Raw genomic sequence first — 26,175 nt, 5'->3', positions numbered from 1 at the left:
CAGAGCGCAAGGCGGAGTTCGAATCGAAGAGCCCAGGAAGAGGGGGGTTTCACCTTATGACCACCAGTCCGGATCGCGTCCGCACGACATTCCCCGGCATCAGCACCCGCACGTGGGAGCACCCGGCCGACCGCACCGCCCTGGTTACCCTGCGGTCACTGCCGGGGTTCGACGTGGTGCTGCGCACATTGTCGGGTTTGCTGCAAGAACGCCAGCACCGACTGCTGTATCTGGCCACCGCGGTACGGGTGGACGAGCGGCAATTCCGCACCCTGCACCACCTGCGCGAGGACTGTGTGCGAATCCTGGACGCCCCCACGACGCCCGAGCTGTTCGTGTTGCAGAGCCCACAGGTGAATGCCTTCACCATCGGCATGGACCGGCCGTTCATCGTGCTGACCACCGGGTTGCTCGAACTGATGGACACCGAGGAGCTGCGTTTCGTAGTGGGCCACGAACTCGGGCACGCGCTGTCCGGCCACGCGGTGTACCGCACGATGCTCATGCACCTGCTGCGGGTCTCGGCGAGCGTCGGCTGGTTGCCGGTCGGTGGGTGGGCTCTGCGCGGCATCGTCGCGGCCCTGATGGAGTGGAGCCGCAAGTCCGAGCTGTCCGGCGACCGGGCCGGGCTGCTGTGCGGCCAGGATGTCGACGCTTCGGTACGCGTGCACATGAAGACGGCCGGGGGCGCCTTGGTGAAGGAGATGAACCACGGGGCGTTCCTGTCCCAGGCCGACGACTACGAGCGGTCCGGCGATCTGCGCGACGGCGTGCTGAAGCTGCTCAACCTGGAGTTACAGAGCCACCCGTTCTCCGTGCTGCGCGCGGCCGAACTGCGCCGCTGGATCCAGAGCGGCGACTACGACCGCGTGCTCTCGGGCGACTATCCGCGCCGTGACCAGGATCGCGCCACCCGGATCACCGACGAGATGAAGGCCGCCGCCCGCACCTACCGCACGAACTTCGACCAGTCCGACGATCCGCTCATCCGTACCGTGCGCACGCTGGGCCGGGATGTCGGCGCGGCGGCGAGCACGGTCGCCCACGAGGTCGGCGACACCGTGGCGAAGCTCGGCAAGCGATTCGGCGACTGGCGCGGCGGCGGGAACTGACCGTCAGCGGGTGATCAACCAGGCGACGACGATCAGCACGAGCAGCGCGATGAGGGCGAGCTGAACCCGCGAACGAGGCATCAGCGCGCCCCGCTCTGCACGGGAGTGCGATCGGCGGCGGCCTGCCCGGGTTCGAGCACCGCCGCCGCAGCGGCCGGGGCGGGGCGGGCCGGTGCGGAATGGGCGCCGTAGCGGCGATCCAGCACGCGCAGCACAGCGCGCAGCACGCGATCAAGCCCGTAGGCGATGGCGAAGCTGATCGGGACCATGCCCACGAGCACCACGAGGAACTGCGGGATGAACGGCAGTCCCGCCACCCACAGCTCGAAGCCGTCCCACCAACCTGCGATGCGATGCACGGCTCCAGCCTAGTCGGTACGCCGGCCGGTTCCACGAGGCCGTCGGCCACATCGGCGGACGGAGAAATCGCGCAGTGGACGACGGGCGTACATCGGCCCGAAGATGGGGTATGGCGTCCTCCGATGACCTCACCCTCAACGACTCCGACGGCCTGCCGACGAACTTGGCCGAAACCCACCGCCACGGCGCCTACCCGCCGATCGATGACTACGCCTTCCTGTCCGACTGCGAGACGAGTTGCCTGGTCGCCAGCAACGGCGCGGTGGAATGGATGTGTGTTCCGCGGCCGGATTCGCCGAGCATCTTCGGGGCGCTCCTCGACCGCAGCGCGGGGCACTTCCGGGTCGGGCCGTACGGGGTCAACGTGCCCGCCGCCCGCCGCTACCTGCCCGGCGGGATGATCCTGGAGACCACCTGGCAGACCGGCACCGGCTGGCTGATCGTGCGCGACGCACTGGTGCTCGGCCCCTGGCACAACAACGATCAGCGCAGCAAGACCCACCGGCGCACCCCGATGGACTGGGATGCCGAGCATCTGCTGCTGCGCACGGTGAAATGTGTGAACGGCACCGTGGAGCTGGAGGTGAGCTGCGAGCCCGCGTTCGACTACCACCGGGCGAGCGCACGGTGGGAGTACACCGGCAAGGTGTACGAGGAGGCGACCGCGGTGCGCGGCGACGAGCCCAGCGCCGGGCCGAGCCTGGTGCTCACCACCGATCTGCGTCTCGGACTCGAGGGGCGCGAGGCGCGCGCCCGCACCAGGATGAAAGAGGGCGACGAGGTCTTCGTCGCGCTCACCTGGTCGGAACTGCCCGCGCCGCGCACCTTCGACGAGGCCGCCGAGAAGATGTGGCAGACCACCGAATGCTGGCGCCAGTGGATCACGCTCGGCAAGTTCCCCGATCACCCGTGGCGCAACTACTTGCAGCGCAGCGCGCTCACCCTCAAAGGCCTCACCTACGCTCCGACCGGCGCCCTGATGGCCGCCGCCACCACCTCGCTGCCGGAAACCCCTGGCGGAGAACGCAATTGGGATTACCGCTACAGCTGGGTGCGGGATGCCAGCTTCGCGCTGTGGGGCCTGTACACGCTCGGCCTTGACCGGGAGGCCGACGACTTCTTCGCCTTTCTCAACGACGCGACGACCGGCGAGGACGGGGAGCCCGTCCCGCTGCAGGTGCTCTACGGCATCGGGGGCGAGCGGCAGCTCGACGAGATCATCCTCGATCACTTGGGCGGCTACGACCAGTCCCGTCCGGTGCGCATCGGCAACAATGCCTACAGCCAGGATCAGCACGACATCTGGGGCACCATGCTCGACGCGGTGTACCTGCACGTGAAGTCGCGCCAGCAGGTGCCGGAGACGCTGTGGCCGCTACTGGTCCGCCAAGTGCACGCCGCCATCGAGCACTGGAAGGAGCCCGATCGGGGCATCTGGGAGGTGCGCGGTGAGCCGCAGCACTTCACCTCGTCCAAGGTGATGTGCTGGGTGGCGCTGGACCGCGGCGCGAAGCTCGCCGAGTTGCACGGCCAGTACGAGCACGCCGAAGAGTGGTACGCGATCGCGGAGGAGATCAAGGCCGACGTCCTGGCCAACGGCGTCACCTCAGAAGGCGTGTTCACCCAGGTCTACGGCGGCGACACGCTGGACGCCTCGCTGCTGCTGGTGGTGCTCACCCGCTTCCTGCCGCCCGAGGACGACCGCGTGCGCGCGACCGTGCTGGCCATCGCCGACCGGCTCACCGAGAACGGCTTGGTGCTGCGATACCGGACCGAAACCACCGACGACGGCCTGAGCGGCACGGAAGGAGCGTTCACCATCTGCTCGTTCTGGCTGGTCTCCGCGCTGGTCGAGATCGGGGAGATCCAGCGGGCGCGGCACCTGTGCGAACGACTGCTCGGCTTCGCCAGTCCCCTGCGGTTGTACGCCGAGGAGATCGATCCGCGCAGTGGCCGCCACCTCGGTAACTTCCCCCAGGCGTTCACCCACCTCGCGCTGATCAACGCCGTGACCCACGTCATCCGTGCCGAGAGCTCCCGGCACGCGGGCCGCTTCCAGCCCGCGAACACCCCGCAGGGCCATCCGGTCTGACCCACGCCGGGAAACGGTCTACGCGGGAACCAGTCCGTCGGCCTCCTCGCGCAGCGCGTGCAGTTTGCCGAGCCGCGCCTCGAGGTCGGCGATCCGCTCCGGCCTGCGGTCGCCGTACTTCCCGTAGTTCTCCTCGGCCGAGCGCAGCGCGTCGTCCGCGGCGCGCGAAACCTCGGTCGCGATGTCGGTGAAGTGGTCGCGCAGCACTCGCTGCACGGCGCGCAAGCGGTTACGCGACTCCTTGCCGACCTGGAAGATCACGTCGTCCATCAGGCGGGCCACCGCTACCTTGGCCTCGGCCCGGCGGCGCACCTTGCGGCTCTTGCGGTCGTCCCACAGCGCGTTCACGCCCAGCAGCACGCCCGCACCCGCCGAGTACCAGTTCACCAGCGACATGCCCAGGAGGCTTGTGGCCAGACCGACCATCAGGATGCCGCCGTAGGAACCGCGCAGACCGGTCAGGAATTGCTGGGTGACCCCGGCTTTCGCGCTCTCGAGGGGCTCCAGCGGCTGCACCGCCTCGAGCACCTCCCCGGGGTTGCCCAAGCGCAGGTCCGGCAGCGGTGGGGTCCGGTTGTCGGCCGGGAACTTGGCGGCCACCTGCTCGGACAACTCCATCGAGCGGTAGTGCGCCACGGCGAAGTTCTCCTCGACCGCCTCGCAGATGCGCGCGTCCAGATCGGCGGCGAAATCCTTCCAGCGGCGCGCCGGATCTGTCTGGGCGATCTCGGCCTCGGCGTCGCGGATCAGGCTGCGCAGCCGGTGGCGCAGATCGTGCTCGATGTCGGCCATCAGCTCGGTCGCGCCGTCGACGAGCGTGACCTGCCAGTTCGCGGTGCGCTGGCGCAGCTGATCGGCCTCGTCGCGCGCGCGGGCGAGCTGGTCGGTGATCTCGGCGCGGCGTCGCGGGTCGCGCAGCGCCTCGGCTTCGGTGCGCAGGGTCAGCGCGAGGTGATCGCAGACCAGGCGGATGTCCCCGACCGCGGCTTCCAGCGCCACCGCGTCCGCGCGGGCGACCACGTAGTCGCGCAGATGATCGATCAGCTGCGGCACGCCGGATTCGATGTCGCGCTGGTAGTCACCGGTCAACCCGGCCTGCCGGTGCAGTTCCGCGGAGACCGGGGCCACCGCGAAGCCGAGTCCCGCCGAGTCCAGCAGTTCCCGGTTGCGCTGCTGGGTGCGCGACCAGTGCGGGAACACGTCGATCTTGTTCAGCACGCAGATCACGGTCGGGCAGATCTGCTGGATGCGCTGCAACTCGGCGATCTGCTCCACGGTCAGCTCGGTGCCGGCGTCGCCGACGTAGAGCACGGCGTCGGCCGCGGCGATCATCGACCAGGTGGTGCGGTTGTCGCCCAGCGCGCCCGGCGCGTCCATCACCACGACACCGTCGGCGAGCAGCGGACTGGGCTGGGTGAACTCGGCACGGACGACGCCCTGGGTGGCCAGCGCTGGACCGGGATCGAGCGGGTCGACCGACTGACGTTCGGTGCGGCCGTGCTCGGTCTGCCGCACCAGCGTCGCGGTCGGCTCCGGCCCGTACTCGACGATCACCGGGACGCTCAGATCGCTGTTCGTCGCGCTGACCGAGGCACCGACCAAGCTGTTGACCAGCGTGCTCATGCCGTTCTTCGGACGACCGACGACCACGAGCCGTACCCGGGGATCGCTCACCCTGGCACGAACCATGCTCAGTCGGCTGCCGAGGTCGTCGCGTCCCGCGGATCGGGCCGTCTCCCGCAGCTCGTCGAGTATCCGAATGAGCGGGGCCATCGCGTCCGGATGTTTCACGGTCGCAGCCTTCAGCCCGGCAGCGGCAGACAACCCTCCTCCTTACTCTCGATGACTTTCGTTCAGGTGCCCCCTGCGACCACTCCGCAGTCGTCGGAACCCGCTACGCCCCTGCTAGATCAGGGAGATGTCCGACACATCGGACACGTAATGGTGCGTTTCCACTATGCCCGACTCCGGCAGCAGCGCACCCGAGAGGCTGCCACCCGAGGACAGCGCCAGTGCGGAGTGGTCGTAGGTGTAGTCGGCGACCGGGTAGACGGTGTCGGCCGGGTGGTCGAGCGCCAGCGGCGCCGAGATGCCGTGCGGCTTCGGGTCGATCACCTGCGGCTTGATCGGCGCCTGGGTGGGTACGGGGGCGGTGTAGGTCGGCGCGGACGGGGCGTGCGGCTCGACGGTGGGCGCCTGTGCGGGGGCGCTGTAGGTGGGCTGGTCCGGCGCCTCGTACGTCGGCTGCGAAGGCCTGCTCACCGTCGGTACGTCGCCGGTGGGCAGTTCGTGGGTCGGCACGTCGTTGGTCGGGTAGGTGCTGTTGGAGGTGCCACCGGTGCTCGGGCGACCCGTGACGCCACCCGGCGAGGTCGCGTCGTCACCCGGGGTGGTCGGCGCATGCGTCGGCGCCGGGGTCTGGGTGACCGTCGCGCCAGGGACCTTGGTGGTCGGCACGTCCGGAGCGGTGGTGACGCCCCCGTGCGGCACCGTGGTGGCGCCCGGGAGTTTCGTGACGTCGTGATCCGGCGTCTTCGGCGCGGACGGGACGGTCACGTCGCCGGGAACGCTCGGCGTCGGCGTGGTCTTGACGATCGTCGTCGGCGCGGTGACGGTCGACGCGGGCGACTGGGCGGGGTGGGACGGATGCGGGTCGGTCCCGGGTGCCGGCTTCACCACGGGCGCAGGCCGTACCGCGTCGAACAGCGCGGGGACGGCCGCCGCGGGAGCGGTCAGCACGGACGGGCCCTCCGGAGCGGCGAACACATTCGCGATCGGGGTCGAGGCGGCGTCGGGCTGGATCGTGGTCTGCAGCGGGGTGGCCGCGACCACCGGTGCCGCGGCGACCGCCGCGGGTGCGGGCGCGGACGCCGTGGCGGCGGGGGCCACCGGCGCGACCGCGCTCACGGGGGCGACGGACGCCGAGGCCGCCAGCGGCTGCGCGACGCTCGATGCCGTCGGCGCACCGGCCGCCGACGCGGACTGCGCGACGCCGGAGGCCGCCGACGACTGCGTGGCGGACGCGCCCGATGACGTGAGCCCACCGAGCAGTCCGGAAGGGCCTTGGCTCAGCGCGTTCGGCTGGGCGGCCGCGCTGGCGGTGCCGTCCGGCAGATGGATGCCGTCGGCCAGATAGTCGGTGAATTCGTCGAGCTGATCGCCGACGTGCCCGACGGCGCCGTCGACCTTCATCTCGGAGGTGAAGTAGATCCCGTTCGGGCCGACCCCGAAGTCGACCGACCACTGGGTGCCGACGAACATCCCGAGATCGCCGCCCTGACCGACGCCGTCGAACGGATCGCCCGCCGCGTGCGCCGCACCGGCGCCGCTGTTGCCGGGCAGGTCGAAGACGGTGGAGCCGGGCGCGGTGAAGCCGTTCGCGCCGGGCAGGCCGAAGCCGTGCCCGGCTTGGCCGAGTCCGTGGCCGGGCAGGCCGAACCCGTGCCCGCCGGGCGCGTCGAGATCGTTCGCGGCGTCGGACCGGACGCCGGGCAGCGAGAAACCGTTGGACACGTGACCGTCGGTCCCCGGGATGGACAGTCCGCTCCCGGCATCACCGTCCATGCCGGGGATCCCGCCGAGCCCGGGGACGCCGCCGCCGGAGTGTCCGGGCAGCTGCGTCCCGTGGCCGCCCGACTCGCCGGGCAGCGTCGGCAGCTGCATCCCCTGCTGCGCGCCGGACTCGCCGGCCAGCGTCGGCAGTGGCATGCCGGCGTCGGTGCCGCTGTACTCGCCGGGGAGCGTGGGCAGCGACCCGGCGGGGCCCGCGCCGGTGCCGGGGAGGGCGAACCCGGGCGCGGGATTGCCCGGTCCTGGCACCAAGTTTCCGTGCGCCACCGGGACATTCGAGCCATGCGAGAACGGCGCGGGCTCGACGACCGGGTCAGGGAACGTGATCACCGGGCTCGGCTGGTCGGGATCGGGATCGGTGCTGTGCGCCCAGCCGGTGTGCCAGCTGTCGAGACGGGATTCGCCGGGCTGTGCGGGGACGCCGCCGCCGTTGGCGGCCACCAGCGCGCCGCCGGTGACATAGGCGCCCGCCCGCGCGACCCGTGCGACGCCGGTGGCCACACGGTAGGCGGTGTCGCCCGCGCGGTCGGCCTCTTCGGTGTCGCCGTCGAAGGGCAGATCACGCGTCATAAAAGCTCCACTCTCGGTTGTTCAGCATCCTCACCACGCCGGTCCGACCGAGAGTGAAGATCACCCAACAGTATTTCGGGAATACTCCCCTGTCACATTCTCCAGGACTGGAGAGAATGCGACTGTGGCGGGCAACACAACCCTGCCATCCGATTTGCCGGATCGGAAGCCCCATTTCCGGCGGCCTCCCCGACCGCGCACAGTCTCGAATAGACACCGTCACCAGGCCTGATCGAAACGTGGCGAGTGCGCGGCGGCAAGAACTAAAGGAACTCTGAGAGTTGCCGACGGAGTGCCGAGGATTTGCTCTCCATCGAGGAATTCGACGAATCAGCCGTTCGGCGGCATGGATGCCGAGTTGGCCGAGACGCGAACGTATCTACCGGACGACTATCGGCTCATATCGACTTCCACTCGGCCGCATCGCGACGATCCGCGTCTGCACACCGTCCGACACGTCCGTTACAAGTTTGCGCCGTGGCCAATGCCTCACTTTCCGGTCCCGCGCATCGCGCACCGCGGGCGCAGCCGACACCACGATCTCAGACTGTGGGATTAGATTGACCTCATGGCCGGACATCGAATCTTGGTCGTGGACGACGAGGTTCGCGTCCTCGCGTCGCTGCGGCGGGGACTGGAGCTCTCCGATTTCGAGGTCGTCACCGCGACCGACGGCGCCGAGGCCCTGAGCATGGTCCGCGCCACTACGCCCGACGCGATGGTGCTCGACGTCAACATGCCCGAACTCGACGGTGTCGGCGTGGTCACCGCGCTGCGGGCGATGGGCGACGACATCCCGATCTGTGTGCTCAGCGCGCGCACCGCGGTCAGCGACCGGATCGCCTGCCTGGAACGCGGAGCCGACGACTACCTCACCAAGCCGTTCGATCTCGGCGAGCTGGTCGCGCGGTTGAACGCGCTGCTGCGACGCAGGCGTAAACCGCTGGACCGCCCCGACCAGGCGCGCACGGTCGGGCAGGTGCGGATCGACCCCGCCGGACGCCGCGTGCTGGCCGGGGGCAGGCCGGTGGAGTTGACGAAACGTGAATTCGAGGTGCTCGCCCTGCTCGCCGAGCACATCGGGATCGTGCTCGACCGCGAGCAGATCCTGTCCGCAGTGTGGGGTTACGACTTCCCCACCGACACCAATGTCGTCGACGTCTTCGTCTCCTACCTGCGGCGCAAGCTGGAGGCGGACGGCGTGCCCCGGGTACTCCACACCGTGCGCGGCGTCGGCTTCGTCCTCCGGGAGGAACCATGAGCGGATCGCCGTCGCTGCGCACCCGGGTAGCGGTCGTGTCGGGGGTGGTCGCGGCACTGGTCGCGCTCACCTTGACGATCACTTTCGCCACCCTGCTCGGCGCCACCGGTGAACGTCAGCTGGACGAGACCGTCTCGTCGATGGCGGTGCGGGTCGCCGCGCCGCGTGAAGCCGCGCCCGCGCAACCTGTTCCGCCGTCCGCGGCCACGCTGTCTCCCGAGCAGGGGTCCGCCGACGCGCGCGGACCCGTGGCGCCCGCCGACGCGGCGATCGCCCGGGTCGACGGGCTGCCCGGCGTGCTGGTCGCGCTCGATCCCGACCGCGACGTCGTGGAGGCGGCTATACATCGCAGCCAGCGCATCGGGCTCGGCATCGGCGCGGCGGGCGCGTTGCTGGCCGCCCTGCTCGGCTGGTTCCTGGCCGGGTTCGCCGCACGCCCGTTGCGTCGTCTCGCCGACGCCACCCACCGCATCGACACGTTGGAGAAACTGCCGCCGCTGTCCGGCCGCGGCGCGCGGGAAGCCGAGGAACTCTCCGACGCGATCACCCGCATGCTCGCCCGGCTGGAAGCCGCCCACCGCGCCACCCAACGGGCGCTGACCGGCGCACGCGACTTCGCCGCGGTCTGCGCGCACGAGTTGCGCACGCCGCTCACCGCGTTGCGCACCGACCTGCAAGTACTTGCCACCAAAGAGATTCCGGAACAACAGCGCGGCGTGATCCTGTCCGAGATCCTCTTCGCCGAGCGGCAGATCGAGAACACGCTGACCGATCTGGAACGCCTCGCGGTCGGCGAACTCACCGAACCGGACGTCTTCGAGCCGTTCGACCTCTGCGACACCCTCGACCGCGCGGTGCACGACGCGCGGCGCGGGCATCCCGGGGTGCGGGTCGAACTCGCCGAATGCCCACCGATCACGGTGACCGGTCTACCGGGCGGCGTCATGCTCATCGTCACGAATGCCGTCGCCAATGCCGTGCAACACGGCAAGGCCGGAACCGTCACCGTCAGCGCACGATCCGGCCCGGAGGACATCGTGGAGATCTATGTGGACGACGACGGTCGCGGCATCCCCGAGGCGTTGCGCGGCGACGCCTTCGACCGCTTCGTCAAGGGCCCCGGTTCCCCCGGCTCGGGCCTCGGCCTGGCCCTGGTCCGTCAGCAAGCCGAATTGCATTCCGGCACCGCCGAACTCGACGAGAGCCCGATGGGCGGCGCCCGCCTGCGCGTACGGCTGCGCGCGGCGGGCTAGCCGCCTACTTCTTGTCCTTCGGCTTGTCCGAAGCGGCGTCCGAGGACAGCGCGGCCACGAAGGCTTCCTGCGGGACGTCGACGCGGCCGATCGTCTTCATCCGCTTCTTGCCTTCCTTCTGCTTCTCCAGCAGCTTGCGCTTGCGGCTGATGTCACCGCCGTAGCACTTGGCCAGCACGTCCTTGCGGATGGCGCGAATGTTCTCGCGGGCGATGATCTTCGACCCGATCGCGGCCTGGATGGGCACCTCGAACTGCTGGCGGGGGATCAGCTCGCGCAGCTTGGTGGTCATCTTGTGGCCGTAGGCCTGGGCGGCGTCGCGGTGCACGATCGCGCTGAACGCGTCCACCGCCTCGCCCTGCAACAGGATGTCCACCTTCACCAGCTGCGATTCCTGCTCGCCCGCCTCCTCGTAGTCGAGGCTCGCGTAACCGCGGGTGCGTGACTTCAGCGAATCGAAGAAGTCGAAGATGATCTCCGCCATCGGCATGGTGTAGCGCAGCTCGACGCGGGTCTCGGACAGGTAGTCCATGCCGCCGAGCTCGCCGCGGCGGGACTGGCACAGCTCCATGATCGAGCCGATGAACTCGCTCGGCGCGATGATGGTGCACTTCACCACCGGCTCGTAGACATTGCGAACCTTGCCTTCGGGCCAGTACGAGGGATTGGTGACGACGTGCTCGACGCCGTCCTCCATCTCCACCCGGTACACCACGTTCGGGGCCGTCGAGATGAGGTCGAGGTCGAACTCGCGCTGCAGGCGTTCGCGCGTGATCTCCATGTGCAGCAGGCCGAGGAAGCCGCAGCGGAAGCCGAACCCGAGCGCGACCGAGGTCTCCGGCGTGTAGGTCAGGGCGGCGTCGTTGAGCTGCAACTTCTCCAACGCGTCGCGCAGGTCCGGGTAGTCGGAGCCGTCCACCGGATACAGGCCGGAGTACACCATCGGGCGCGGCTCGCGATAGCCGGTGAGCGGTTCGGTCGCGCCGCCGCGCGCGCCGGTCACCGTGTCGCCGACCTTGGATTGGCGCACGTCCTTCACGCCGGTGATCAGGTAGCCGACCTCGCCGACGCCGAGCCCCTGGGTCGGTTTCGGCTCGGGCGAGACGATGCCGATCTCCAGCAGCTCGTGGGTCGCGCCGGTGGACATCATCTTGATCTTCTCGCGCGGAGTCAGCTTGCCGTCCACCACACGGACGTAGGTGACCACGCCGCGGTAGGTGTCGTAGACCGAGTCGAAGATCATCGCGCGGGCGGGCGCGTCCGCCTCGCCGACCGGCGGCGGCACCTGGGCGATCACCTGGTCGAGCAGATCGGCCACGCCCTCGCCCGTCTTGCCGGAGACGCGCAGCACGTCCGACGGATCGCAGCCGACGATGTGCGCCAGCTCGGCGGCGTAGCGCTCCGGGTCCGCGGCGGGCAGGTCGATCTTGTTCAGCACCGGGATGATCGTCAGATCCTTCTCCAGCGCCAGGTACAGGTTGGCCAGCGTCTGCGCCTCGATGCCCTGCGCGGCGTCGACCAGCAGGATCGCGCCCTCGCACGCCTCCAGGGCGCGCGACACCTCGTAGGTGAAGTCGACGTGGCCGGGTGTGTCGATGAGGTGCAGCACGAAATCGGTGCCCGCGTGCTCCCCCGTCCTGGGCGTCCAGGGCAGCCGCACGTTCTGGGCCTTGATGGTGATGCCGCGCTCGCGCTCGATATCCATCCGGTCCAGATACTGCGCACGCATCTGCCGCTCTTCGACCACACCGGTCAGTTGCAGCATCCGGTCGGCCAGCGTCGACTTGCCGTGGTCGATGTGCGCGATGATGCAGAAGTTCCGGATCCGGGCGGGATCGGTGAACGTCGTGTCGGCGAAGCTGGCGGGCACTCCACTCCTCATGGGTATCGGCAAACTGCCGTCTATCGTCCCATGGTGCTCTGCCAGTTTTTGCAGCGCCTTCGGCGCTGCGTGTTCGCGGCCCCTCATGGCTCGCGCCCGAGCTGCGGGTCCTTCCTTTACCCGGGGCGAATGGACGGACGCGGCTGAGCCGGTGACGGCTGGGGATGAGCCAGTGGATATGTCGCAGACGCTTCGGGCAGTCGGACATGAAGTGCGCCGCGATGGTCGCGGTGCGATGCTGCGCCCTGCGCGACCGCTCATGGTCAGCGATTACTGTCTGCCTGCGCATTGCGCGAAGAATGCGCTGAGGCCACGCTTCGAAGATGTCACCGCCCGCACCGTCGCCACCGTCGGGCGCGCCGTGCCGTCCTCCGCTGCGTTCATCGCGCTCGGTCTCGGCGTACCTTGCCAACGGGGCAGGGAGCCGGACATGTCCGATCGGTCCCGGATCGGCGGGCACATCCGCTTCCATAGCTCGCTCGCAGACGAATGGCCCCCGCGACACAACGGTTCCCACGCGGGTGAGAAGCGGCGGGTGCGCCGTTATTCTCCTGGGATGGCCCGAAGTTGGAACACCCTCGGCAAGCAGATCGGTCTCATCGCTAAGCAACAGGGGCCCAAGATCGTCAAGCAGCAGGGTCCCCGGCTGGTCGACCGGCTGGTGTGGTCGCTGGCCCAGCGGCGCACGGCCGTGGGCGTCACGGTGCGGCCCGCCGCGTCGACGCCGGTCCCGACCGCCGAGCGGGCGCGGCAGATCGTCTACTCGCCGCAACTGGACGGCCGTGCCGATCCCGGGGAGATCGTCTGGACCTGGGTGCCGTTCGAAGAGGATCCGAGCAACGGCAAGGACCGGCCGGTGTTGGTGGTGGGCCGGGACCGTCGCACGCTGCTGGGGCTGATGCTGTCGTCGAACCCGGAACGCGCCTACGACCGCAACTGGATCGGCATCGGCAGCGGGTCCTGGGACCACGACAACCGCCCTAGCTGGGTGCGGCTCGATCGGGTGCTCGACGTGCCGGAGGCGGGCATCCGCCGCGAGGGCGCGATCCTGCCCCGCAAGACCTTCGATCTGGTCGCCCACCGGCTCTGCGCCGAATACGCCTGGCACTGAGGCGGACCATGGCACGCGTGCTCGGACCGACCAAGATCGCCATGCTGATCACCGACGTCGGTTTCCTGCTCTACTGGGCGATCGCGTTCGCCCAGGTGATTCCGCCCGAATGGGCGTACAAGGATTACACCGACCCGATCCTCAGCGACTGGAACTACTCGTTCGTCGTACTCGACCTCGCCGCGAGCGCCACCGGCTTGGCGAGCCTGTGCCGCTCGCCCGGTTGGCGCACACTGATGACCGTTTCGCTGACCCTGACCAGCGTGGCGGGGCTGCAAGCCATCGCGTTCTGGACACTGCGCGGCGATTTCAGTCCGTTGTGGTGGGTGCCCAACCTCTTCCTGCTGCTCTTCCCGATCCCGGCGCTGGTCACTTTGGTGTGCACCGCACCGCAGGAGCGCACCGCGAGCTGACCGCCCAGCCACAGTGATCGGCCCCGGCCGACTGACCGGGGCCGAACGCCTTCGTCAGGAGATCATTTCGCGGGAACGGCCGAACAGCAGGCCGTACAGCAGCGCGCCGAGTGCGCCGCCGATCAGCGGGAACACGATGAACGCCCAGACCTGCCCCATCGCGCCGTCCTGGTAGGGCGCCACGGCGAGGCTGCGTGCCGGGTTCACCGAGGCGTAGTCCACCGGAATCGCCACCAGGTTGATCACCGCCAGCGTGGCGCCGATGGACAGGCCGGCCAGCGGCACGTCGGAGAGCTGATCGGTGGAGGACAGCACGACGAAGACCAGCAGCGCCGTGAGCATCACCTCGACGATGATCGTGGCGGCGATGCCGAACCCGTTCTGCACCACCACCTCGCCCAGCGGCCCCCGAATCGCCGAGGGACTGTGCTTGCCCCACCCGTTCGCGGCGAGGCCGTCGACCGACCGGTCGTACGACGGCAGGTTCTTGGCCAGCGCGAACAAAACGAGACCGGCGAGGAGCCCGCCGATCAGCTGCGAGATCACGTACCCCGCCGCGGACACGCCGCTGATCCGGCCGAGCAGCAGATGCCCCACGGTCACCGCCGGGTTCACGTGGCAGCCCGAAATCGGCCCGATCGAATAGACGAGAAACATCAGCGACAGGCCGAAAGCGAGCGCGATGCCCAGCGGACCGACCTTCTCCCCCGCCAGCACCGCGGTGCCGACACCGCCGATCACCAGGACGAAGGTGCCGAGCGCCTCCGCGCCCCATTTCTTGCTCTCGGGAACCGGTTTGTTCTCGACAGCCTCTTCGACTACTTCCTGGGCCGTTGGAGACATCTGTCCACCTTCCGCGTTCCAGACATGTACTCGGACGAGTCGTGGTACCGCTTCGGCAACGCCAGCCGCTCGAAAGCAACGGTTGCTAGGAGGACGCTACGCGAGTCGTGTGATCTCTACAACGACTTCGGGGCCGGTCGAACCGCCGCCCGAGAAGAGGCCCTTCAGCGGCGGCGTATCGCGTAGTGGCGGCCCACCCCGACGGACACGTGCTGCTCGGTGCCTGCGTGCGCCGGCCGGGCCGTGAGCCCGACCACGCGCCGGTCCATGCCTCGACGCGGGCGTACTCTCGCCCGGAGACCGTCGTGCCGATCCCCGCAGCCGGATTCGCGGGTGGAACTCGCCGGTCGCCAGGGAAGCCAGCGCGGTGCCGTGTCCGGTATCGACCGGGGCGGGTCCGGTGTCGGATTTCGCGTGCCGAACGGTGACTGGTAACCTCGACCTTCGGCGCTGCGTTACCCGTTCCATTCGGGTATGTCGCGCGCTCGACGAACTTTCCCAGGACAGACCTACCAGACAGGAACACGAGGAACCGGCGTGGCCAACATCAAGTCCCAGCTGAAGCGGATCCGCACCAACGAGGAAGCGCGCAAGCGCAACCAGTCGGTCAAGTCCGCGCTGCGCACCGCCATCCGCAGCTTCCGCGAGGCCGCTGCCGCCGGTGACAAGGAAGCCGCCGCCGTGCGCCTTCAGTTCGCCAGCCGGAAGCTGGACAAGGCCGCCTCGAAGGGCGTCATCCACGCCAACCAGGCCGCCAACAAGAAGTCGGCCCTGTCGCTGGCTTTCAACAAGCTCTGATTCACCCGGTACCGCGCGCCGGTACCGCACTCGTGGTGTGACGCAGCCGTCGTGGCCTCGATGACCACGGCGGCTTTTGTCGTGCCCGGACAGCAATCTGGCTCCCACGCCGTTTCAGCTGCTGTTTCGAGATTCGGCCCGCGCTGTGTCGGAGGTTCCAGCTACCATTCCGCGCATGGTAACCGTGTATGCCAATCAGACGGTCGTTCGCGCCGAGGACCTGCCGGACGTGATCCGCGCGGCCGAGGTGCTCGGATTCGGACTGAAGATCGAGAATGTGCTGGTTCCCGACGACGACGGCGGTTACTCGTTGGAGTGGATCGTCACGCGGGACGAGGACGTGCCCGCCTACGAGGAGTGGGAAGGCCGCTACGAAGACGCGGACGACGACGGCGAGCTGATTCTGACCTCCACGGAATAGCCCCGGTCACCGCGTATCCAGGTCGGCGGTGAGCCGGTCGAGCGCCGTCTGGGAGTCCGCGTCGGCAGCGCGGTAGATGACGATCCGCTGGTCGGGATCCTGCACGGGTATGAGCACCTCGTAGCTGACGACCAGCGGACCCACCACCGGATGCCGCAGCGGCTTGTTCCCCCGTCCCTGCACGCGGACGTCGTGGCGGGCCCATGCCTGCTCGAACTCCGCGCTGTGGGCGGTGAACTCGGCGATCAGGTCGGCCAGCGCCCGGTCCTCCGGATGCGCGGCCCATGCCGCGCGCAGATCCGCGATGCCCTCCCGGATGATGCGCTCCCGCTCGACATAGAAATCTCGCATGCCCGGGTCGAGCAGGCACAACCACATGGAGTTGCGCTGCCGCTCCGGCAGCGCGCCGAAGTCCGTGATCAACGCCGCCATCTCCCGATTCCAGGCCAGGATGTCGTAGCGGTGGTTGACCAGCATCGCGGGCAGCGGGGACAGATCGCGCACCAGCATGGCCAGTGCGGGCGCGGGCACCGTGCTCGGCTTGCCGCTGTCCGGCTGCCGCTGTCGCGCCAGATCGAACAGGTAGGCGCGCTCGTCGTCGTTCAAGCACAGGGCCCGCGCCAGCGCGTTCAGCACGTCCACCGACGGCCGCAGGCCCCGCCCCTGCTCCAGCCGCACGATGTAGTCGGTGCTCACGCCTGCCAGTTCGGCCACCTCTTCCCGGCGCAGCCCCGGCGTCCGGCGCGCCTGCTTGCGCTGCGGCAAGCCGAGATCCTCCGGCGTCAGCCGCTCCCGGCGAGCCCGCAAGAAGGCGGCCATCTCCTGCACTCGATCCGCGCCGCTGCCGGACCCCGCGCGCGTGCGCGAACTCCCGCCGCTGGACCCGAGGTCGCGGCGCTGGGTCGAATCAGCGCCGCTCCCGGGTCCGGCGTGATTACGCGGGCTGCCGCTGCCAGGCCTGGGATCGCGGCGCTGGGCCGACTCCGCGCCGCTCCCGGGTCCGGCGTGGTTACGCGGGCTGCCGCCACCGGAGGTGAGGTCGCGGCGCTGTGTGGGGTGCACGGTGCTCATCACCGTCGATCCTACGGCTGCCTAGGACTGGCCTTCCCAGGATGAAGCTTCCCTTACTGGTCCTCGCGCTGCGCTGAAGACTGGCTTCCGGCAACGAGACATCGCGAAAACACAAGGAGCTGGACATGTCCGGAGCTCGCACCCTCGACACCTACCGGCTGCTCGGCCGCTCGGGCCTTCGGGTGTCACCCCTGTCCCTGGGAACCATGACCTTCGGCGCCGATTGGGGCTGGGGCGCGGACCGGGACGAAGCCCGCAAGATCTTCGACACCTATGTCGAGCGCGGCGGCAACTTCATCGATACGGCCAACCAGTACACCAACGGCACCTCCGAGCAACTGCTCGGCGAATTCACCGCGGACAACCGCGAAAGCTTGGTGCTGGCCACCAAATACACCATGCTGCGCCGTCCGGGTGACCCGAATTCCGGTGGCAACCACCGCAAGAGCATGGTCGGCTCGGTGGAGGCCAGCCTGCGCAGGCTGAACACCGACTACATCGACCTGCTCTACTTGCACGCCTGGGATTTCCTGACCCCCGTCGAGGAGATCCTGCGCGGTATGGACGATCTGGTGCGCTCGGGCAAAGTGCTCTACGTCGGCATCTCCGACGCGCCCGCCTGGCAGATCGCCCGGATGCAGACCATCGCGGACCTGCGCGGCTGGTCGCCGCTGATCGCGCTGCAGATCGAATACAGCCTGATCGAGCGGACCGTCGAGCGCGACCTCATCCCGATGGCGCGCGAACTGGGCCTCGGTGTGATTCCGTGGTCACCGCTGGCCAGCGGTGTGCTCACCGGCAAGTACAGCCGCGCCGACCTCGACCACCAGGCGGACGGTTCGCCCGAAGGCAGCCGCAAGAACGTGGCCGCCGCCAACGGCTCGCTCACCGAACGCGGCCTCGCCATCGCCGACGTCGTGAAGCAGGTCGCGGACGAGATCGGCAAGACACCCTCGCAGGTCGCGCTGGCCTGGACGCTGCGCGAGCCCGGAGTCACCTCGCCGATCATCGGCGCGCGCACGGCGGCGCAACTGGAGGACAACCTCGGCGCCCTCGACGTGGAGTTCGACGCCACCCAGCTCGCCAGGCTGGAACAGGCCAGTGCGGTGGATCTCGGATTCCCGCACGAATTCCTCAACCGCCCCATGACCCAGAGCGTCACCTTCGGCGACCTGAAGATCGACGGGCGCGTCTGAGCGTCGATCCGATGCGGCGGCGCGAAGCGAGACCCGCACCGCCGCATCGGGTCGCACCTGATCGGCGGCGCGGCCGGTCTCCGGCGAGCTGCCGTCCGCCGTGCATGGGTACCTGCCGAGTTGGGTGGTGACCAGCCCCGCATGGCGTTGCCCCAGCGGGAACCAGGACCGAGGCTGAACCCTCTGAAGCGTGTGCTCCGGCGAACGCGTTGGAACGGGTCGACCGGACCCGGATCAGCTCGCGCCGTGCAGATCGAGGATTCGGGTAAGGGCGTGTTCCAGCGCATAGCCCGCGTCGGCGGCGCCGCCTTTCACGTCGGCGTTGAGAGTCGCGACCACCTGGAGGGCGGAGCCGATGGTCGCGGGGGTCCAGTTGCGGGCCTGGGCTTGCGCTTTCTTCACCTTCCACGGCGGCATGCCGAGCTGCTGGGCCAGCTTGAACGGGTCGCCGCGGCCGGCCGAACCGACGCGCGCGATGGTGTGCACCGAGTCGGCGAGCGCGTCGGCGAGCAGGACATGCGGAACGCCGCGGTCGTTCGCCCAGCGTAGCGCCTCCATCGCACCGGGGCGATCCCCGGCCACCGCGAGTTCGGCCACGTCGAACCCGGAGACCTCGGCCTTGCCCGAGTAGTAGCGGCGCACGGCCGCGACATCGATCTTCCCTCCGGTGTCCGCGGCCAGCTGCCCGCACGCCGCGGCCAGCTCACGCAGGTCCGAGCCCACCGCTTCCAGCACCACTTGGACGACCTCGCCCGACACCCGCACTCCGGCGTTGCGGAACTCGCCGCGCACGAACTCGACGCGCTCGGCGGCCTTGGTCAATTTGGCACAGTCGTGGGTGACGGCACCGGCTTTCTGCAGCGCGGACGCGAGCGCCTTGGCCCGTCCGCCACCGGAGTGCACAACGACCAGCAACACACCCTCGGGCGGGCTCTGCGATGCCTCGGTGATCACCGCGACCGCGTCCTTACCCGCCTCGGCCGCCGCCTCGAGGATGATCACCCGGTCCTCGGCGAACAACGAGGGGCTCAGCAGTTCGGCCAGCTCCGCGGTACTCGCGTCCCCCGCGCGCATGCGATCGACCGGCACCGCGTCCGGGTCCGGAGCCAACGCCCTCACCTGCGCGGTGAGCGCGCCCAGCGCCCGCTCGATCAGCAGTTCCTCTTCCCCGAGCACCAGATGCACGGGCGCAGGCCGCTCGCTCACGACGGCGCCTCCTCGTCGCCGGAGGGCATCGTGCTCGATGGCTCTGCCGCCTTGCTCCATTCGCCGCGCTCGTCCACAGCCCGATCCTACGGTCAACGACCGACACCCCACCCCGGCCAGGGGCAGTCGCGGCACGCGTGATCCGCCGGTCATCGCGAACTCGTCATACGCAAGTGGCCGCCTCCGGCCGAGACCACGATGTCGCCGTCCAGGTCCGTGCGTACCACCGTCGCGCCGAGGGCTGACAAGTCCGCGAGGACGGTGGGGGCGGGATGCCCGAAGGCGTTGTCCGCGCCGACGCTCACCAGCACCAGACGCGGACGCACCGCGTCGAGAAATTCCTTTGTGGTGGTGCGTGATCCGTGGTGCGGAAGTTTGAGGATCTCCGCCTGGATGGGAATTCCGGCGTGCATCAGAGCCCGCTGCGCGGTGGCCTCGATGTCCCCGGTGAGCAGAATCCTGCCCGCGGGCGTGCGAGCGGTGACGACCACCGAACGGTCGTTGGCGCCGTCGGTTTCCGCGCCCCGGACCGGTCGCGGACCGTTCCTTGCCGGTGCGAGCACCTCCAGTTCGATCGACCCGAAACTCAGAACATGTCCGGCCGACAATTCCAGCAGCGGCACTCCCGCGCTCCTGGCGATGGCCGCGACCCGCGTGAGACCGGAGGCAGCGGCATGCGCGTCACCCGATGGACGCGCCTGGCTCCGCACCCCGTATCCGACTGGCCGACAATCGATTTGCGCATGTCCCAGCACGGTAACGGCGCGATCATGGCTGCCCTGCAACCGGCTTCGCGCATCTCGTCGGCCGAACGAAACGATTCGGTCGTTCCGGGCATGACCTTTCGCGAACCCGCTGAGCCGGTGCACCTCCGCGGCCGGTGCGGTGGCGGGCACGGAAGCGCACCCGAGCCCCGCTTCGGGCGTCGACCGATCGTGTGCGGGTGGCGCGAGCACGTCGAGCTCGTGGACGCCGACGGCGATCGCGTCGACCGTGCGGCCGTGCAGCGCGCCTGCGAGCCCGTCGATGTGATCCGCGTGCGGGTGGGTGAGGATCAGCAGCGGGATGCGCGAGACGCGCAAACGATCCAGGCAGGTCCGGATCGGACGCGGATCCGGCCCGACATCGATGACCACGGCGGCGCCGGGACCGACCGACAGCGCGAGGCCATCACCTTGGCCGACGTCGCACGCCGCGAGGACCCAGCCGGTCGGCGGCCAGCCGGGGTGCCAGAGCCGCACCGGGACCAGGACCACCGCGACGCCGACCACGACCGCGGCGGCGATCCGCCGCACCGGGCGAGCGCGCAATGCCGCGATCACGCCCACCACGACGGCACTCGCGATCAGACCTCCCGCCAGGCCACCCGGTACCGCGACGGACGCGCCGGGCAGCGCGGCCGCGTGGCGGGCCACCCACAACAGCCACCACAGCGGCGGTGCCGCGCAGCGCAGCGCCAAGTCGGCCGGCGGCGACCACAGGCTCGACAGCGCGGCACCGGCTGCCCCCGCGACGGTGATCGGCGCGACGACCGGGGCGACCAGCACGTTCGCGAGGACGGCGACCAGGCTGAGCTGTCCGGTGAGCGCGATCATGATCGGCGTCGTGACCACGAACGCCCCGGCGGACACGGCCACTGTCTCGGCGGGCACCCGCCACCATCCCCTGGCGCGCAACCAGTCGGCCCAGCTCGGCGCCAACAGGATCAGGCCACCCGTCGCGACGACCGACAACGCGAACCCCGCGTCGACGGCGAGCCCTGGCCAAAGGGCTAGCAACGCGATGATCGCGGCGCACAACGCGGGCAGCGCCTGTTTACGACGGCCGGTGAGCACGGCGAGCAGGGTGATCGCGCCCATCGCGCCGGCGCGCAGCACGCTCGGGTCCGGCCTAGTGACGACGATGAACATCAGCAGCGCCACGGCGGCGACGGCCGTAGCACCGCGCGGGCCGAGCGTCAGCAGGCGTACGACGAGCAACACCACCGAGAGCAAGATGGTGAAATTCGCGCCGCTGACCACCGTCAGGTGTTGCAGCCCAGCGATCTTGAAATCCTCGCGCACCTGTTCGGGCAACGCCGAGGTATCGCCGACGACCAGCGCTGGCAGCAGCCCTGCGGCGTCGGCCGGCAGGGCTCGCGTCGCCGAGGCCGCGAAGTCGGCGCGCACCGTATCGGCGGCGCGCTGCCACCACGGCAGCGGTCCGGCGGCAGTGGGCGCGCCCTGCGCGTGCAGCGTGACGACGGTGAGGTCGGATCGGCGCGGCATCTCCACCCTGGCCCGGAACTCGACCGGCCCGCCCGGCGACAAGTCACCCCACTCCGCACCGGAAGCCAGGACGACCACCGCGCCACCGGCACGTACCGTCACCCCGCCGCGTCGGTACTCGCGCAGATCCGCCCGTACCACCCATTGACGGTCCGCGCCGGAGACCTTGGCGCGCAGCGGTTTCGGATCGTCTGTCGGAATGACCACCACACGCACCGACTGCCCGGACGAAGCCCGCAGCGGATGGGTCGCCACGCGATGTTCCCGCCATGCCGCCGCGGCCGCGAACCCCGCGCCGAGCACCACGGCGGCGAGCGCAACCACCGCCACCGCTCGTCGGCGTTCGCCGCGGTGCGCGGTCACCCACAACAGCAACACCCACAACCCGATGGCCGAGACCGTCAACGCGATCGCCAGCGCGATCCCGGCCCGCCACCCTGCCGCCACCGCCACGATGGTCGCACCCCAGCAGCACAAAGCGGCGGGCAGCAGGCGAGCGTCGAGTGTCTGAACGACGCCGGGCTCCTCCGACGCGACGCCCTCCCCCGAACCTCGAACGGCTCCGGCGCGCGGGCGGGCCATGGACGATTCCGTATCGGCACCCAGCTTCCGGCGAACCAGTTCGAGCAACCCGGCGGCGTTCATACCCGCACCAGATCACGCAGCCGCGCCAAGCGGGCGGGGCCGATGCCCTCGACTTCACCGAGTTGCTCGATCGTGCTGAAGCGACCATTGGTGGTACGCCAGTTGATGATCGCGCGTGCGGTGACCGGCCCGACACCGGGGAGAGCATCGAGTTCGGCTTCGGAGGCAGTGTTGAGGTCGATCCGGCCCGCCGGGCTCGACGGACGGCTCGGCGCGGCGGCGGACCCGGTGGATGGGCGCCCGCCTGCGCCGATCGTGCCGCTGCCCTGCTGCGACGCGCCCGAACTCGGCGCGGCCGGACCGACCTGCACTTGATCGCCATCCGACAGCCGCTGCGCCAGATTCAGGCCGGTGGTGTCCGCGCCTTCACTCGGGCCGCCCGCCGCGGCGAGCGCGTCGGCGACACGCGAACCGTCGGGGAGACGAACCAAACCGCTGCGGTGGACCAGGCCGACCACGCTGACGACCAATTCCGTCGTCGGCGGGCCGGGATCGACTGCTCGCGGTGGCGCTCCGGCCGCGCTCGTGGCGGCAGCACTGGATGTCGCCAAGGCGACGCTCTGTCCGATCGGCAACGGCGGCACCGTGTGAGCGATCGGGCGTTCGCGGAACACGACCACCCCGGCGACGACCATCGCGGCAAGGCCGACAAGCGCGAGCGTACGGACCCCGTAACGCCCCGGATCGAGCCGCAGACCCCGGAACCGTTCGGGCACGAGGCAGTGCAGCCGATTCGCGCCGGGCACCGGCTCCTCCAGCCAGCCGGGCGACCGAACTCGGCCGACATCGTCTTCGGACTCCCGGTCGGGCGCGGGATGGCCGGGCAGCCGCACGAGATCCCATTTCCCCGCGGCAGCAGGACGGCTCGCGGGCCGGGCCCCACCGGTTTGCGCGGCACCATCGGAGTGGTTTCTCACGGGTGCCGACCGGCGGTCGCCTTCTTCATCCTCGGATTCGGCGGGGCTGGCATCCACCACCTTCCCGGCATCGGGTGCGGGTCGCGTCTCCCCAGCTGGGGGACCGGGGCGGACGGCAGGCGGCGTCCGGCCCGTCTGCCACCCGAGACCCACTGGACGCGCGGCATTTTCATCCGCAGTCGATGGGCGTGCGACCGTGCTCGATCGACGCCGGTATGGGACGGCCGCCGCGGCCATGGCGGTGCGGCTCGGACGATCCGGCTGCCCCGTTTCCCCCACGGGCACGCTACGCGCAGACCGCGTCGTCTCCCATCCAGACGGTCCGTGCTCCGCATCGGGCCCGGCCTTCCCGGTGCCGACACCGGCCGTCATGCTCGCGCCGACCCGGGCGGTCAGCTCACCCAATCGCCGCCGTACCCGCTCGCGTTCGTCCTGTCGTGACATGGCCGCGACGGTAGTGCGGGCAGACGCCGAAAAGACCGGTCCGACCAGCGGATTCGACGAACATGTTGACAACCGCGGCCCTGTGCACAACTCACCGGGGAACAGTGGCGGCTATGCCGGAACCCGCCGTGGCTCTGGTCCGCCTCAGCCCAGATCCTTGGCGAAGCAGTTCGACAGGGGAAGCACTTCGTACGGCGAGAAGATCGGAACTCGGTGGTAACCGCTGCGTTCGTAGAAGCGGACGGCCTCCGGTTGCAGGTGACCGGTTTGCAGGATCAGTCGGGGGCGTCCAGCGGCGCGGGCCGCATCCTCGGCGGCGGTGAGCAATAGCGCCGCCGCGCCCGAGCCGCGATGCGCGGGGCGGACGAACATCCGCTTGACCTCGAGTTCCTCCCCGTTCCACCGCAGCGCGGCGTGACCCACCGGACCATCGGAGTACGCCACGAAAGTGCTGTGCACAGTGGCGGAATCCACCGCGTTCGGGTTCGTGGGCAGTTGCCTGGCCAGATGCGCGTAGCGCGGCCCGACCTCGGCCGCCATCTCCGCGCGCAACGTCACCGCGTCCGGATGGTCCCAGTCCACGGCGGTCACGGTGAGCGGAGGACGGACCGGCGGCTTCGCGGAACTCATGCTCCGACGCTAGCCGTACGCCGGGCGACGCGCTCGCATTCGGATCACCGAGATCGTTGTCCGCCCGAAGACCCGCACACGCTCAGCGACACCCGCCGGGGACGACGAGCACGCCGAGCGCCCCCAACCCGAGATGCACTGCCAGCGCGGGCCCGAACTCGGCGACAATGAGTTCTTCCAGGCCGGGAACGAGTTCCCGCAACTGGCCCGCGATGGTCTGTGCGGCGTCCTCGGCGCCCAGATGCTGCACGGCCACCGCGGCGCCGTCCTCGCCCGCCGCGTCGACTGCCGCGGCGACGAGTTTCGCGTACGCCTTGGAGCGCGTCCGGACCTTCTCCCGCAGCTCCAGCCGTCCCTCGACGATCTGCAGCAGCGGCTTGGTGACCAGCTCGCTGGCGAAGAACGTCGCCGCCGACGACAGTCTGCCGCCGCGCCGCAATTGCTCGGTGCGATTGACCAGGATGAACGTGCGGGCCCGCGCGGCGGCCGCCACCGCCGCGTCGTACACCACGTCCAGCGGCGCTCCCGACTCGGCACGCCGGGCGGCGGCCAGCACGGGCAGCCCGGTGGCCAACCCGGCTCCGAGCGAGTCGACCAGCCGGACGCGGTCGGCGGCGTCCATGTCGCGCACGGCCTGCCGACCGGCCTCCCATGTGCCCGACAGCCGCCGGGAAAGGTGCACCGCGACAACGCCGTCACCGCCGCTGCGCTCCAAGGCCCGCTCGTACACCTCCCGCAGCTCGCCGGGCGAGGCGGCCGAAGTGGTCACGGTGTCGGAGGCATAGTCGATCTCGACCGGGTCGACGCCTTCCCGCATCGCCCGGTCACCGACCAGGACGTGCAGCGGGACGACGGCGATATCCAGCTCGTCGACATGTTCGGCAGGGAGGCTGGCGGACGAATCGGTGACGACCACGACTGCCACGGACTACCGAACCTCCTGCAGGGTCTTGACCATCGCGTTGGCCACCGCCGTGTGACCGTCCCAGCCCCAGTGGATGCCGTCCGGATTCGCCTCGCCGGAGAAAATGTTGTCGCGCACCGCTTCCCCCAGGTCGACCAGCGGCACCGAAGTCCGGTTCGACCAAGAGCGCAGCGCCTCCACCGCCCGTGGCCGCCCGGAGTGCACGCGGCCGTAGGCCTCGCAGTTGTGCACCGAGGGCAGCACCGCGACGACCGGCAGGTCAGGGCGCAACTGCGCCAGAGCCGTGCGGCACTGTTCCAGATAGTCGACACTCACCTTCGGCGGAAGCGCCACGGGCCTGCCGAGTTTCGACAGCTTGGGCTGCAGCCAGTTGTAAGTGGCGCGGACGACGCGGCGCAGCGCGGGCGGGCGCACATAGCGGATCAGTTCGCGCAGCGCGGTGGGCAATGGCGAGGGCAGCGTGTCCATGCCGCCGACGGCGAAGACCACCGCACCGGCGCGCGGCACCGCCGCCCACACCCGAGGATCGCCGATCAGGGCCCAATAGGCGTCGCGGCAGGTCCAGCCGATCCGGGCGACCAATTCGACGTCCCAATCCAGTTCGGCCGCAACGAGGTTCGGCCAGATACGCGGATGGTCTGCAGGCAGTCCGCCCTTGGGCCCGAAGTAGGACAGGGAGTCGGCGATCACCAGCAGCACCGGGCGCCCGGCTTCGCGCGTTTCGGCGGGTTCGTCGGCGCCCGCGGATTCCGGAGCGACAGCGGCGAACTCGGGCGCAGCGAGTTCAGGTTCTCCTGGCACAGCGGATCCGGGCGTCGCGGACTCGATCACGGCGTCTGTCGGCGCGGGCGATGCGGAAATCGTGTCGGCCGCGGACTCCTCTCTTGCCGGAGCAACAGGTTCGCCGAGCGCCGCAGCGGACCCATTACCCGCCGAGACAACCGGTTCGTCGAGCACCGCTGCGAACCCAGCCGCCACCGTGGCATCCGATCCGGCGATTGTGTCGGCCGCGGCCCCGTCCGTCACCGCGACCGATTTGCCGAGTGCTCCGGCGAATCCATCCGCCCGTGTGCCAACCGATTCCGCGATCGCAGAGGCTGCGGAACCGTCCGCCGCCGGGGCAACCGGTTCGCCGAACGTTGCAGTGGACCCGTCCCCCGTCGAGGAGACCGATTCGCCGAGCGTTTC

Annotated in this window: 21 protein-coding genes and 1 pseudogene; 9 read left to right on the top strand and 13 right to left on the bottom strand. The window is 69.9% G+C overall.

Going from position 1 to position 26,175, the window contains the following annotated elements; genetic code table 11:
• Positions 1-56: 56 nt before the first annotated feature.
• Positions 57-1,112: a M48 family metallopeptidase gene (locus AB0L97_RS21235; RefSeq protein WP_356966415.1), complete on the top strand. Its 1,056-nt coding sequence runs from the start codon at positions 57-59 to the stop codon at positions 1,110-1,112.
• 80 nt (positions 1,113-1,192) lie between these two features.
• Here the strand turns inward: AB0L97_RS21235 and AB0L97_RS21230 are convergent, their stop codons facing one another.
• Entirely contained in the window at positions 1,193-1,471 is a 279-nt protein-coding gene (locus AB0L97_RS21230; RefSeq protein WP_356966417.1) for a hypothetical protein, read from the bottom strand.
• Positions 1,472-1,581: 110 nt separating this feature from the next.
• On the opposite strand from AB0L97_RS21230, the gene AB0L97_RS21225 reads away from it, so the two are divergent.
• On the top strand, positions 1,582-3,564 hold the full coding sequence (locus AB0L97_RS21225) for a glycoside hydrolase family 15 protein (RefSeq protein ID WP_356966419.1): 1,983 nt from the start codon (positions 1,582-1,584) through the stop codon (positions 3,562-3,564).
• A gap of 18 nt (positions 3,565-3,582) precedes the next feature.
• On the opposite strand, the gene AB0L97_RS21220 is transcribed toward AB0L97_RS21225, so the two are convergent.
• A complete protein-coding gene (locus tag AB0L97_RS21220) occupies positions 3,583-5,388 on the bottom strand; it encodes a dynamin family protein (protein WP_364432066.1) in 1,806 nt (601 codons plus the stop codon).
• Positions 5,389-5,469: 81 nt separating this feature from the next.
• On the bottom strand, positions 5,470-7,704 hold the full coding sequence (locus tag AB0L97_RS21215; RefSeq protein WP_364432063.1) for a hypothetical protein: 2,235 nt from the start codon (positions 7,702-7,704) through the stop codon (positions 5,470-5,472).
• A gap of 568 nt (positions 7,705-8,272) precedes the next feature.
• Between AB0L97_RS21215 and AB0L97_RS21210 the strand changes: the two genes are divergently transcribed.
• Together AB0L97_RS21210 and AB0L97_RS21205 are read left to right on the top strand one after the other, a co-directional pair.
• Positions 8,273-8,965 carry a response regulator transcription factor gene (locus AB0L97_RS21210; RefSeq protein ID WP_355072375.1) on the top strand — a complete coding sequence of 231 codons (693 nt, stop codon included), beginning with the start codon at positions 8,273-8,275 and terminating at the stop codon, positions 8,963-8,965.
• A complete protein-coding gene (locus tag AB0L97_RS21205; RefSeq protein ID WP_355072374.1) occupies positions 8,962-10,218 on the top strand; it encodes a HAMP domain-containing sensor histidine kinase in 1,257 nt (418 codons plus the stop codon). Before AB0L97_RS21210 ends, AB0L97_RS21205 begins: the two co-directional genes overlap by 4 nt.
• A gap of 4 nt (positions 10,219-10,222) precedes the next feature.
• Here AB0L97_RS21205 and lepA read toward each other — a convergent pair whose 3' ends face one another.
• Positions 10,223-12,100, bottom strand: a complete 1,878-nt coding sequence (gene lepA / locus AB0L97_RS21200; RefSeq protein ID WP_355072372.1) for a translation elongation factor 4 — start codon at positions 12,098-12,100, stop codon at positions 10,223-10,225.
• 556 nt (positions 12,101-12,656) lie between these two features.
• Here lepA and AB0L97_RS21195 point away from each other — a divergent pair.
• Both AB0L97_RS21195 and AB0L97_RS21190 read left to right on the top strand, forming a co-directional pair.
• Positions 12,657-13,211, top strand: coding sequence for a type II toxin-antitoxin system PemK/MazF family toxin (locus tag AB0L97_RS21195; RefSeq protein WP_356966427.1), 555 nt, complete (start codon positions 12,657-12,659; stop codon positions 13,209-13,211).
• 8 nt (positions 13,212-13,219) lie between these two features.
• Positions 13,220-13,624, top strand: a complete 405-nt coding sequence (locus AB0L97_RS21190) for a DUF5360 family protein (protein ID WP_355072368.1) — start codon at positions 13,220-13,222, stop codon at positions 13,622-13,624.
• A gap of 54 nt (positions 13,625-13,678) precedes the next feature.
• On the opposite strand, the gene AB0L97_RS21185 is transcribed toward AB0L97_RS21190, so the two are convergent.
• Complete coding sequence (locus AB0L97_RS21185) at positions 13,679-14,467, bottom strand: aquaporin (protein ID WP_355072367.1); 789 nt, start codon at positions 14,465-14,467, stop codon at positions 13,679-13,681.
• A gap of 96 nt (positions 14,468-14,563) precedes the next feature.
• Positions 14,564-14,771: pseudogene (locus tag AB0L97_RS21180) on the bottom strand (transglutaminase family protein); the annotation flags it as partial.
• A 233-nt stretch (positions 14,772-15,004) separates the two neighbouring features.
• Between AB0L97_RS21180 and rpsT the strand changes: the two are divergent.
• Both rpsT and AB0L97_RS21170 read left to right on the top strand, forming a co-directional pair.
• Positions 15,005-15,265, top strand: coding sequence for a 30S ribosomal protein S20 (gene rpsT, locus AB0L97_RS21175; RefSeq protein WP_364432054.1), 261 nt, complete (start codon positions 15,005-15,007; stop codon positions 15,263-15,265).
• Positions 15,266-15,440: 175 nt separating this feature from the next.
• A complete protein-coding gene (locus AB0L97_RS21170; protein ID WP_355072363.1) occupies positions 15,441-15,686 on the top strand; it encodes a hypothetical protein in 246 nt (81 codons plus the stop codon).
• A 6-nt stretch (positions 15,687-15,692) separates the two neighbouring features.
• On the opposite strand, the gene AB0L97_RS21165 is transcribed toward AB0L97_RS21170, so the two are convergent.
• A complete protein-coding gene (locus AB0L97_RS21165) occupies positions 15,693-16,757 on the bottom strand; it encodes a helix-turn-helix domain-containing protein (RefSeq protein WP_355072361.1) in 1,065 nt (354 codons plus the stop codon).
• A gap of 125 nt (positions 16,758-16,882) precedes the next feature.
• On the opposite strand from AB0L97_RS21165, the gene AB0L97_RS21160 reads away from it, so the two are divergent.
• Complete coding sequence (locus tag AB0L97_RS21160) at positions 16,883-17,953, top strand: aldo/keto reductase (protein ID WP_364432049.1); 1,071 nt, start codon at positions 16,883-16,885, stop codon at positions 17,951-17,953.
• 234 nt (positions 17,954-18,187) lie between these two features.
• Here the strand turns inward: AB0L97_RS21160 and holA are convergent, their stop codons facing one another.
• The 6 genes from holA to octT form a co-directional block, all read right to left on the bottom strand.
• Positions 18,188-19,159, bottom strand: a complete 972-nt coding sequence (gene holA, locus AB0L97_RS21155) for a DNA polymerase III subunit delta (RefSeq protein ID WP_364432046.1) — start codon at positions 19,157-19,159, stop codon at positions 18,188-18,190.
• Between the two features lie 149 nt (positions 19,160-19,308).
• Positions 19,309-22,071 (bottom strand): ComEC/Rec2 family competence protein, encoded by a 2,763-nt coding sequence (locus tag AB0L97_RS21150; RefSeq protein WP_364432043.1) that lies wholly within the window; start codon positions 22,069-22,071, stop codon positions 19,309-19,311.
• Positions 22,068-22,988 carry a helix-hairpin-helix domain-containing protein gene (locus AB0L97_RS21145; protein ID WP_364432040.1) on the bottom strand — a complete coding sequence of 307 codons (921 nt, stop codon included), beginning with the start codon at positions 22,986-22,988 and terminating at the stop codon, positions 22,068-22,070. The genes AB0L97_RS21150 and AB0L97_RS21145 overlap by 4 nt, the downstream gene beginning before the upstream one ends.
• A gap of 588 nt (positions 22,989-23,576) precedes the next feature.
• Positions 23,577-24,062: a GNAT family N-acetyltransferase gene (locus tag AB0L97_RS21140; RefSeq protein ID WP_355072352.1), complete on the bottom strand. Its 486-nt coding sequence runs from the start codon at positions 24,060-24,062 to the stop codon at positions 23,577-23,579.
• A gap of 82 nt (positions 24,063-24,144) precedes the next feature.
• Positions 24,145-24,987 (bottom strand): DegV family protein, encoded by an 843-nt coding sequence (locus AB0L97_RS21135; RefSeq protein ID WP_355072350.1) that lies wholly within the window; start codon positions 24,985-24,987, stop codon positions 24,145-24,147.
• Between the two features lie 3 nt (positions 24,988-24,990).
• Positions 24,991-25,686 carry a diglucosylglycerate octanoyltransferase gene (gene octT / locus AB0L97_RS21130; protein WP_355072959.1) on the bottom strand — a complete coding sequence of 232 codons (696 nt, stop codon included), beginning with the start codon at positions 25,684-25,686 and terminating at the stop codon, positions 24,991-24,993.
• Between the last annotated feature and the right edge of the window lie 489 nt (positions 25,687-26,175).

The organism is Nocardia sp. NPDC051911 (assembly GCF_040681035.1).
GTDB classification, from domain to species: Bacteria; Actinomycetota; Actinomycetes; order Mycobacteriales; family Mycobacteriaceae; genus Nocardia; species Nocardia sichangensis.
The sequence above is the reverse complement of the archived record's forward strand: the minus strand, read 5'-3'. Positions and strand labels throughout refer to the sequence as shown.